The organism is Pontibacter silvestris, assembly GCF_020907275.1.
In the GTDB taxonomy this organism is placed as follows: Bacteria; Bacteroidota; Bacteroidia; order Cytophagales; family Hymenobacteraceae; genus Pontibacter; species Pontibacter silvestris.
On record NZ_JAJJWI010000051.1, the window covers coordinates 1 to 7,872 of the forward strand.

7 protein-coding genes are annotated in these 7,872 nt (G+C 41.3%); 3 read left to right on the forward strand and 4 right to left on the reverse strand.

Annotation, left to right across the window (positions count from 1 at the left end; translation table 11 throughout):
- Positions 1 to 326, reverse strand: a 326-nt coding sequence (locus tag LN995_RS21170; RefSeq protein WP_229963094.1) for a hypothetical protein, incomplete at its 3' end; no start/stop codon positions are given.
- Positions 327 to 962: 636 nt separating this feature from the next.
- On the reverse strand, positions 963 to 1,946 hold the full coding sequence (locus LN995_RS21175) for a glycosyltransferase family 2 protein (protein ID WP_229963095.1): 984 nt from the start codon (positions 1,944 to 1,946) through the stop codon (positions 963 to 965).
- A gap of 369 nt (positions 1,947 to 2,315) precedes the next feature.
- Between LN995_RS21175 and LN995_RS21180 the strand changes: the two genes are divergently transcribed.
- The 3 genes from LN995_RS21180 to LN995_RS21190 all read left to right on the forward strand — a co-directional run bounded on the left by LN995_RS21180 (position 2,316) and on the right by LN995_RS21190 (position 6,022).
- Positions 2,316 to 3,557, forward strand: coding sequence for an acyltransferase family protein (locus LN995_RS21180; RefSeq protein WP_317206988.1), 1,242 nt, complete (start codon positions 2,316 to 2,318; stop codon positions 3,555 to 3,557).
- Positions 3,558 to 3,668: 111 nt separating this feature from the next.
- Positions 3,669 to 4,286: a gluconate 2-dehydrogenase subunit 3 family protein gene (locus tag LN995_RS21185; protein ID WP_229963097.1), complete on the forward strand. Its 618-nt coding sequence runs from the start codon at positions 3,669 to 3,671 to the stop codon at positions 4,284 to 4,286.
- Between the two features lie 29 nt (positions 4,287 to 4,315).
- Positions 4,316 to 6,022, forward strand: coding sequence for a GMC oxidoreductase (locus LN995_RS21190; protein ID WP_229963098.1), 1,707 nt, complete (start codon positions 4,316 to 4,318; stop codon positions 6,020 to 6,022).
- 8 nt (positions 6,023 to 6,030) lie between these two features.
- Here LN995_RS21190 and LN995_RS21195 read toward each other — a convergent pair whose 3' ends face one another.
- Together LN995_RS21195 and LN995_RS21200 are read right to left on the reverse strand one after the other, a co-directional pair.
- Positions 6,031 to 7,071, reverse strand: a complete 1,041-nt coding sequence (locus LN995_RS21195; protein ID WP_229963099.1) for a polysaccharide deacetylase family protein — start codon at positions 7,069 to 7,071, stop codon at positions 6,031 to 6,033.
- Positions 7,072 to 7,126: 55 nt separating this feature from the next.
- On the reverse strand, positions 7,127 to 7,872 hold a 746-nt coding region (locus LN995_RS21200; RefSeq protein WP_229963100.1), incomplete at its 5' end, for a glycosyltransferase.

Below are 7,872 nucleotides of genomic sequence, written 5' to 3' on the forward strand. Positions count from 1 at the left end.
GTCTCAAGCCATAAACTCCCAGCACGTTCTGTACCCATTTCACTCGAGGCAGAGGAGGGATTAACATATACACGAAGTTCTGGTTCTTTATCATTATGTTTTTCCAGCGGAACACGTTCAGCCTCCTGTTCTTTCGTATATTGATTTACGGAAGACTCTAGAAGGTTTAGTGTCTCAATGCTGTACTTGTTAAAATTCACAAGAGGAAATCCATCGAGATATTTGGAGGTTGTACTTTCTGTCATCATAGAATTACTGTCAAAATGCTCTATGGTATTATTAAAAATATCAGCTCTATCCATGGAGTGATGAAAGAACAGGTGCATTCATTCTGAAGAACCCGTTAGAAGGTGGTCTACTAATTAAAACAATACCTTTATTGGTTAGAGTACCGTTATTTGGTGCTGAGGGTTTAAATTCTGTCTGATAGTGATTAGCTACTGCAATCAGGTACAGCAAGTAGCATTATACATATTATCTCATCAAGCTTTTTCATTCCATTACAGGCCAACAAGTAACATAACAGACTTCTATATTAAAATTCAATCATCTAGAATTTTACCAAATTGTTCCTTATCATACTAAGCACTATCAAATTTTGTTTCTTTAAATTAAAACGTTCTCATTTTTTTTAATAAAGCAGCTTATTCTTTACTAGAAACATAAAGAATAACGTAAATAGTTATACATCATAGTAACTCTACATACGGTTATTTAAGGATATTTTCAATGAACCTTAGCTTTGCAAAAAGTCCGAACAACAAAGCTATAGAAAATATGTCTTTCTATAAAATACTTTAGTTATACTTATACTTACTTCAGTTATATCAGCATTAATAAACAAGTAGTAAAAGCATTTATAGCAGCAAGAGTTAGTATAGTGGATGTTGGCATTAAATGCATGAACCTTTTAGAAAAAGGCAAACTATTATTACATAAAGGCACGCTTCACATATAAGCTGCTAAGCTCTGTTCAGCAGAACCTTGATGCGTATTTTAGCTATCTTCCAGAATAGAAGAGGATCTTTGTGCATCTTAAGGACTTGTTTTATCTGAGCGTTTACAGCTTGCTTATTATGCAAATCATGCCAAAGCCGGTTTGCAACTCTGACACCATAATGCGCATAAAACTTATTTGACCTTCTGAAAATGATCTCTCTTTTGCTTTCAGGTAAGTGTGTCTGAATTAGCTCCATGGCCCGAATAATATCTGTCAGGTTCTCCCCTGTAATAAACTTCTGCCCAGAAATTGAGCTTTCATGCTTCCTGTATTCGGCCAGTATCTCAGGCGTATAAGCCAGCGGATAGTATTTAGCAATGCGAACCCACATTTCCCAGTCCTCCCCGTAAGTCAGCCCAAAAAAGCCACCAAGTTTCTCATATACCTCCCGGCGCACTGCTATTGCCACATACTGCACACGCTGATACTCTGCCAGTTTAATAAGCCAGTCATGCAAAAGCCCCTCCTGGGTAACCTCTGGCCTTTGCGGGTACATCAACTTTCCTGTTTCGTCTATGTAGTTATACCTGCAGAAGGCGGCACCTGCCTCTGGATACTGTTGGAAGAGTTTTCCGACTTTTTCATAATATCCATCTAAAACCCTATCATCGCCATGTAGTATATGGACAAGTTCACCTTGGGCACGGTTTATACAGGTTTCGAAATTCCGAAGGCTTCCCACATTTTCTGATTGGCGAAAGTACTTAACCCTACCTTTACCAATACGCTCCACTATCTCTGCCACATCAGCATCGGTACTGGCATCATCAATTACCTCTATCTGCATTACCTTTTCCGGAATACCTTGCCTTAGAACCCCCTCTAAGGTTTCAGTAAGGTATTGAGAGCAGTTATATACCGGAATCATAACAGACCATAGCGGCCGGTTTTTAGACTGAGGTAAAGGTTTAATAGAAGGAGGAGACGATGGAATTCTAGCCATCATAAATTTAAAATTCTAAAAAATGATATACTTTAACCTATTACTACACAATTTTTAATTGCACCAGAATTATGTAGAACTCACCACTCATACCTGGGCACAAATCAGATTAACAAATATTGCTTAATGCTTTTGAGATTCAGATCAGGTGCTCTCCACACTTTATATACGTATATCCCTATAAATATATTCAATATTCAGCAACAGAAAACACTACATTTAAGTATAGACATAAAATAGATTAGCTAATATATGTCTATAGCTAGATATTTCTACAATAGTTTCAAATTTAACGCAAAATATTTCACATACTTTTGAATTAATAATGTTTTGTGGTTATTTTATGTTGCAAATCGATTACACTGAGACACCGTGACTAACGTACAAAAGCCTTCTTCAATAATAGAGTATAAGCCTCAGTTAGATGGCCTACGATTTTGTGCCGTGCTTTTTGTTCTAATTTATCACTACCTTCCAATGTTTCAGTGGGTAGGAGGAATAATAAACCTGGCCATATTTCTGGTTTTCTTTTTTGTACTCAGCAGTTACCTTATTACAAAAATTCTGTTGAGCAGCAAAAGGCGTGTACAGGAAGGAAAGTATACAGACTTTCAACTGGCATCGGTATTTTTATTAAGGCGCACATTACGGATATTCCCGGCATATTACTTCTATCTCCTTATTCTGGTTCTCCTTCCTTATGCAGGGCAACATGTAAGAGATAATGCTGCTTCTTTCTTCCTGTACCTTTCTAATTTTGATATTTATTTTACGCAGGAATGGGGTGAGCTAACCCCACATTTGTGGACTCTGGCAGTTGAAGAGCAGTTTTATTTAATATGGCCCTGGGTAATAATTTTTACACCTGAAAAATACCTGCTTAAGGTTTTGTACCTAGTAGTAATTTCCGGAGTAATTTCGAGGGCAGTTCTTTACCTGCTTATGGGCAGCCCGGATGAGATTATAACACTGCAGGTATTGATGCCCACCTGCATTGATGGCTTTGGCTTAGGGGCACTTTTAGCATACCAGCACATTAATGGCAAAACCTGTGCACCAGTGCTGTTTAAGTTACTGCTTATTGCTTCTCCTCTGTACATAATTTCTCTTTTTTCGGGGTATCCGTTTCTGGCCATTGTGTACGATAGGCTCTACATTGCCCTTATTGCCATGGTTGTTATAGAAGGCGCAAATAAAGGCTTTAACAATGTTGTTGGTAGGTTCCTGGAAAATAAAGTGGTCCTATACCTGGCAAAGATCAGTTATGGCATATACCTGTATCACATTTTTGCCGCTTTCATTTTTTGGAAAGCCTTAAACAAAATCGCCGCTGTGCTTAACTATCGGTTTGGTTTAGACATTAGCGATATTGTGAATGTTATAGCAATACCAACTGTAAGCTTCTTTTTCTACATGATTGTTTCTATTGTGTTAGCCGCTCTTTCTTGGCATTTACTCGAAAGACCTGTAAATAACCTGAAACGTTTCTTCATGTATACAGCTCCCCGTAAAGTAACTCCTGCTATGCAGGAACAGGTACAGGAGCATACAGATACGGACCCTGATTTAGTATCTCCGGAATTAAAAAAGGGAATTGCCTCTGGCTCAAATTAAATAGCTGTTAAAATTACCTTTTTATCGGTAAGCTTTTGCGTTCCTTTACAAGAGATGAACTATAGTAGCTATACAATAAGTTATACCTGCTAATGCTTCAAAGAATAATCAATGAAAAGAAGAGAAGCTGTATATAAGATTGGAGCGCTGATGGGCACCTCCATTTCTGCACCCTTGCTTTTTAGCTTGCTTAATGGTTGCACAACCACTAGTTCCGATAGGGTGTCTGTCCTTTATACTGAGGAGCAAAAGGAGTTGATAGCAGAAATTGCAGAACTGATTATTCCTGCGACCGACACTCCTGGGGCCAAGGAAGCGAAAGTACCGGAGTTTATTATGCTGATGCTAGCTGATTGCTACACAGAGGCTGATAGGAAACGTTTTCTTAATGGCCTGAATGAACTAGAACAAACAGCCGAAAAAAAGTATGACCGCAGCTTTTTAGAATGCGACCAAAACCAGCAGCTAACATTACTAACACTGGAAGAAGCAAGCTCTAATGCTTCGCTGGAAAGACAGGAGAAAGCAAGAGCCCAGGCTGCAACACAGGCAGAAAAAGAACAAGAGCCGGAACTTCCTTTTTTTGCCATCATTAAGGAGTTGACAATTGCAGGCTACTTTACCTCTGAAATCGGCGCTACAAAAGCCTTAGCTTATGAAGCAGTTCCAGGTCATTTCCGAGGTTCCGAACCACTTAAGCCGGGTCAGAAAGCCTGGGCAGTAATATAACACGTTCCTACTTCAACAATACTAGCCTCATGAATATTAACGGCAAAGCAAAAGCCCAGAACACATATGACGCCATTGTAATTGGGTCTGGTATTAGCGGTGGCTGGGCTGCCAAAGAACTTACCGAAAAAGGACTTAAGGTGCTGATGCTCGACAGAGGGAAAAATGTGGAGCATGTAAAGGACTATACTAATGCCATGAAACACCCTTGGGAGTTTACTCATCGTGGCCACTTGACAGAAGCACAGCGCAAATCACACCCCTACTTAATCAGAGATTATCCTTATACTGAGCAGAATGAGAGCTTCTGGATTAACGATAAGGAAAATCCTTATACTGAATCAAAACGTTTTGACTGGTACCGCAGCGATATTGTTGGGGGCAAGTCCATTATGTGGGGCAGGCAAACATACCGCCTCAGCGATTTAGACTTTGAAGCTAATTTAAAAGAGGGTGTTGCCGTAGACTGGCCCATCCGGTACAAAGACATAGCTCCCTGGTATGATTATGTGGAAAGATTTGTAGGTATATCCGGCAATAAAGATGGCCTTCCGCACTTACCAGACGGACAGTATCAGCCACCTATGGAAATGTATTGTGTGGAGAAACACGTAAAGGAAGGGATAGCAAAAAAGTATCAAGGGCAGCGCCACATGATTATTGGCCGCACAGCAAACCTGACACAAGCCCTTAAAGGGCGTGGCACCTGCCAGTACCGTGATATGTGCAACCGTGGCTGCCCTTTTGGCGGTTACTTTAGCACTCAGTCCTCTACATTGCCAGCCGCTATGGCAACAGGCAATTTAACACTGCGCCCTAATGCTATCGTTGATTCAGTTATTTATGATGAGCAAAAAGGTAAAGCCACCGGTGTAAAAGTAATAGACACCGAAACCAGTGACATGGTAGAATATTATGCTTCTATTGTTTTTGTGAATGCTTCAACGATAGGCTCAGCTTTTATACTATTAAACTCCACCTCCAATCGTTTTCCTAATGGCTTGGGCAACTCCAGTGGGCAGTTAGGCCACAACCTGATGGACCACCACTTCCGTGTTGGGGCAGCCGGTAACGTGGAAGGCTTCAATGATATGTATTACTCTGGCAGGCGACCTAACGGCATTTATATTCCGAGGTTCCGCAATATAGGCAACGATAAGAGAGACTACGTTCGCGGATTCGGTTATGAGGGCGGTGCCAGCCGCGAAAGCTGGGCACGAGGCACTTCGGCACCAGGTATGGGAGCAGGTTTCAAAGAATGGCTTACTACTCCCGGAGCCTGGAAATTAGGTTTAATTGGCTATGGCGAATGTCTGCCGTACTATGAAAATAAGGTAGTCCTGAACAAGGATGTAAAAAATAAATGGGGACAGCCTACCCTTGCATTTGATGCCGAGTTCAAAGAAAATGAGAAGAAGATGAGGAAAGACATGATGAATGACGCCGCCGAAATGTTGGAAGCGGCAGGCTTAAAATATGTTACGCCTTTTGACAACGGCTCTTATCCGGGTATGGCTATTCATGAAATGGGCACAGCCCGTATGGGCCGTGATCCGAAAACGTCTGTTCTGAATGCATTTAACCAGATGCACGATGTACCAAACGTTTTTGTAACAGACGGTTCTTGTATGACCTCATCTGCCTGCCAAAATCCATCGCTTACTTATATGGCCTTAACGGCACGTGCCTGCGACTATGCCGTTAAAGAAATGAAGAAAGGAAATATCATAGCTTAAGAGTTACTTTAAACAGCAGCTTCAGCAGCAAGCTTTTTACTTTTCCATAGCTGAAGCTGTTGTTTGAACTCTGCTCCAGTCCAGTTCTTCACCTGGAAACGTGCTAAACTATAAGGATGATCTCCTTCTGAAATAACTTTCCCTTCTGTAGTGAAAGCCGCTTTGAAACCGGCTTCATAAGCCTCTGCCATACTATAACCATTGTAGCTGCCATAAGGATAGGCTAGCAACTCAATAGTTTGATTTAATGTTTTCTCTAAAAACGACTTGTTTAAAAGCAGTTCCTGCCGTTGGTACGCTCGTTTATGAAGCGCCAAAGCTGGATGAGTAACTGTGTGAGCCCCAATATCAAACAAAGTGTGTTGCTCTAGTTCCTGCAACTGCTCTACTGCCATACTTATAGCACCAGTTCGTACAGACCTTGCCACACCTGCCCAGCTCCTGATGGACTGCAAGTGCTGCAGCAGCTCATCCTCTGGTAAGGCCTTTAATTGTTGCCAAAGCTCTAGATATAAGCGGCACCGCTTGCTGGCAGGCTTCTCTACAAAGGCTTTCCAAACTTTATGCTTTTGCCACAGCACTTTATTTAACGTTGCTTCTTCATCGAGAGAAACTTCAACTAAAATATTGTTGATTGTGATAGTAATAGCGAGGGGCAATTGTTCCGTGAAAAGAATAAGGTGCTCCAGTTCATCCCACCAAAACTCCCGCGCCTGGCCCAGGTAACCAGAAGCTATGAAAAAAGTGGCTGGTAAATTATACTTCTCCAACAATGGTTTTGCTGTACTGAAGTTGTCTACATAACCATCATCAAAAGTAATAGCTATACTGTTATTCTTAAGCGACTTATTGTAAACTCCGTCTGTGAGTTCTTTTAAAGGCACAACATTGCCTGCTTTTTTAAGCTCCTGCAACTGCTGCTCAAAATTGGCTGGGCTCACGGCTATGTCCCACACGTCAGATTCCGGTTCCGCAATACTATGATACATCAGCACCATCGCCTGAGGTGCAAAGTACTTCTTCCGGATATAGTGCAGATACTTTTTCAAAGGTTTTCTTATTTTACCTATTACATTAGAAGCTCATATTAAGCTTGATAGGCAACTAGTTTTGCCTTTTATTGTTTAACAAGTATTTTAGCATGTGCATTCTGTTACTGCCCTTTAACAACAGATACAACCTGTTCTTTGAAACAAACTCTCGCCCAAGTTCCGGTTCATAGGCGAACAACATATCAAGAGCTGCTTTAGAAGGACGCGTTCTTTTAGCAACAAGATTCTGATGCAGCTGCGTGCAATAGTAGTTAGTCCAGAAAGCTTTTCCTGCCTTATAAGCTTCTTTTTCAGCTTCTGAATGTAGGCTGCTTTTCTGATGGTCTAACACCTTTAGCGCTGTAGCCAACATTCGGGGTAAATTAGAAGACATACTATCAGAGAGTATTCGATAAGCTCCTATTTTCTCTGTATGATGATACACCGGATACTTTCGGGCGACTCTCAGGTACAGATCATAATCTTCGCAGGATCGTAAGCTGGTATCATACAAAAATTCATCAAACACCCATCGCCTGAAGAGAACCGAAGAGTGCATGCCGATATAATTTCGCCTTAGCAGATTGCAGTAATGATCTGATTTTACATGCTGAATCTCTTCCTTTATCGTACCATCTTTAAACACTTTATAATGCGCTCCAGAGACAAAAGCTAGCTTCTCATTGCTTAGCAGGTGCACCAGGTTACGCTCTATAGAACCCGGCGTAAGCCAGTCGTCAGCATCCAGGAAAACAAGAAACTCACCGGTACTACGTTGTACGCCGGTATTGCGCGCCGCCGACAGCCCTGCGTTCTCCT

Excerpts from the sequence above, each read along its gene's own strand:
- LN995_RS21175 (WP_229963095.1), bottom strand. The coding sequence starts at position 1,946 with ATGATGGCTAGAATTCCATCGTCTCCTCCTTCTATTAAACCTTTACCT.
- LN995_RS21185 (WP_229963097.1), top strand. The coding sequence starts at position 3,669 with ATGAAAAGAAGAGAAGCTGTATATAAGATTGGAGCGCTGATGGGCACC.
- LN995_RS21190 (WP_229963098.1), top strand. The coding sequence starts at position 4,316 with ATGAATATTAACGGCAAAGCAAAAGCCCAGAACACATATGACGCCATT.